At 70.6% G+C, this 2,135-nt stretch carries 2 protein-coding genes and 1 pseudogene; all 3 read left to right on the top strand.

Annotated features, from left to right (window positions below; all coding sequences use genetic code 11):
• A pseudogene (locus GKQ77_RS32030) lies at positions 1–242 on the top strand (DUF3558 domain-containing protein); the annotation flags it as partial.
• A gap of 142 nt (positions 243–384) precedes the next feature.
• Positions 385–1,257: a DUF3558 domain-containing protein gene (locus GKQ77_RS32025; protein WP_258022324.1), complete on the top strand. Its 873-nt coding sequence runs from the start codon at positions 385–387 to the stop codon at positions 1,255–1,257.
• A 170-nt stretch (positions 1,258–1,427) separates the two neighbouring features.
• On the top strand, positions 1,428–2,135 hold a 708-nt coding region (locus GKQ77_RS32020; RefSeq protein ID WP_219692625.1), incomplete at its 3' end, for a DUF2637 domain-containing protein.

Genomic DNA, 2,135 nt, shown 5'->3' with positions numbered 1-2,135 from the left:
GCCTCGAACCCCGCACCCTCGACGACCTCGGCGAAGAGGCCTTCCTCGACGACGCCCTCACCACCTCCGCCTCGGCCACCCGACACCGCACCGTGATTGTGGTGTTCCGCACGTCGAACGTCATCGTCACCATCGAGTACGACGAGCAGCCGGGCCGCCGCACGGACGTGCCCGACAGCAAGGAAATGCAGGACAAGGCGGAGGAACTGGCCGACGCGATCGCCGGGACGTTCGACGAGTGACCGGTGGCCGCGACGGGCACGGGCGGGGGCCCGGCACCCTCGACGCGGAGCCACCCGCCGCCCCATGCGCGTACCGTGGCCCCGGACCCGACGACGTCACGAGACGAACTGGACGTCACGAGACGAACTGAGTGAAGGAACCATGCACCGACCTGCACAGCGACAGCGACAGCGCCTCAGCCGCATCATCGTCTGCGCGGCCGCCGTACCGGTGATCCTCGTCGCCTCCGGCTGCTCCTCCGACTCCGACTCCGGCTCCGACGGGGCCAAGAAGGACGCGGGCGCGAAGGCGTCGGCCTCCAAGAAGGCCGGGGACAAGCCCGCGCCCGTGGAGAAGGCCGCGTACAGCAAGCTCCCCGAGCCCTGCGAGGTCCTGTCGAAGAAGACGCTCGCGGACCTGGTGCCGAAGGCCAAGGACAAGGGCAAGGCCGGCACGTCCACGGACACGGCGCTGCGCGGCAGCTGCTCCTGGGACAGCCTCGACAACAACGGCGTGGACGGTTCCCAGTTCCGCTGGCTGCGCGTCTCGCTGATGCGCTTCGACTCGGACGCCTCGCTCGGCAGCGGCGCCAAGCGCGCGCAGGACAACTTCGCCAAGCAGGTCGCGGACGCCCAGGCGACCAAGGACGCGAAGGGCGTCAAGGCGGAGCCGGTGCAGGGCGTGGGCGACCAGGCCACGCTCGTGCGCTACGACCTGAAGAAGGACAAGGACACCTTCAAGCAGCAGACGTTCGTGACGCGCGTGGAGAACGCGGTCGTCACGGTCGACTACAACGGCGCGGGCCTCGCGGGCGACAAGTCCCCCGACGCCGGTGACCTGTCGAAGGCCGCGCAGAAGGCGGCGAAGGAGGCCGCGGCGTCGGTCGTCTCCGCCAACGAGGGTGGCGGCAAGGCTCCGTCCGGTCCGAGCGAGAAGCCCAAGAAGGACGACTCGGAGAAGGACGCCCCCAAGAAGGGCGACCCCGAGAAGGACGAGTCGAAGAAGGACGAGCCGAAGGCCAAGGCCAAGGCCTGAAGCGGAGAAAGCGGCGGAGCGGTGAAGTAGCCGCGCCGGTGCGGTAGTTGAGGGAGCCCGGTCCCCTGGGACCGGGCTTCCGGCGTACCGGCCGCCGGGCGCCCCGCACACGTGTGCCACGCTATCGATCGCAACAAGCCGAAACAGGCTGAACAGGGAGGGGTTCGCGGGTGGCCGCGATGCAGCTGACACGCACGCACCGGATACTCATCGGGGTGGTCGTCGCCGGTGCGGTCGTCATCGCCGCGATCGGCTTCGTGGGGTCGTACGCGGCCGTGCGCGAACTCGCCGAGCAGAAGGGCTTCGGCAGCTTCTCGGCGGTCTTCCCGATCGGCATCGACGCGGGTATCTGCGTCCTGCTCGCCCTCGACCTCCTGCTGACCTGGATCCGTATCCCCTTCCCGCTGCTGCGCCAGACGGCGTGGCTGCTCACGGCGGCGACGATCGCCTTCAACGGCGCGGCGGCCTGGCCCGACCCGCTCGGCACGGGCATGCACGCGGTGATCCCGGTGCTCTTCGTCGTCGCGGTCGAGGCGGCCCGGCACGCGGTCGGGCGGATCGCGGACATCACGGCCGACAAGCACATGGAGGGCGTACGGATCACGCGCTGGCTGCTCTCGCCGGTGCCTACGTTCCGGCTCTGGCGGCGGATGAAGCTGTGGGAGCTGCGCTCGTACGACCAGGTGATCAAGCTGGAGCAGGAACGTCTCGTCTACCAGGCCCGCCTGCGCTCCCGCTACGGCCGCGCCTGGCGCCGCAAGGCACCGGTGGAGTCCCTGATGCCGCTGCGCCTCGCCCGCTACGGCGTCCCCCTCGCCGAGACGGCCCCCGCGGGCCTGGCCGCGGCGGGCATCGAACCGGCCCTGCTGCCCCCGGCC

Origin of the sequence: Streptomyces anatolicus, assembly GCF_019400875.1 — a bacterium.
GTDB classification, from domain to species: domain Bacteria; phylum Actinomycetota; class Actinomycetes; order Streptomycetales; family Streptomycetaceae; genus Streptomyces; species Streptomyces anatolicus.
Note: the sequence above shows the minus strand (reverse complement) of the source record. Positions and strands in the feature narration are given on the sequence as shown.

Coding starts and splice junctions, on each gene's coding strand:
- GKQ77_RS32025 (WP_258022324.1), top strand. CDS start 385: ATGCACCGACCTGCACAGCGACAGCGACAGCGCCTCAGCCGCATCATC.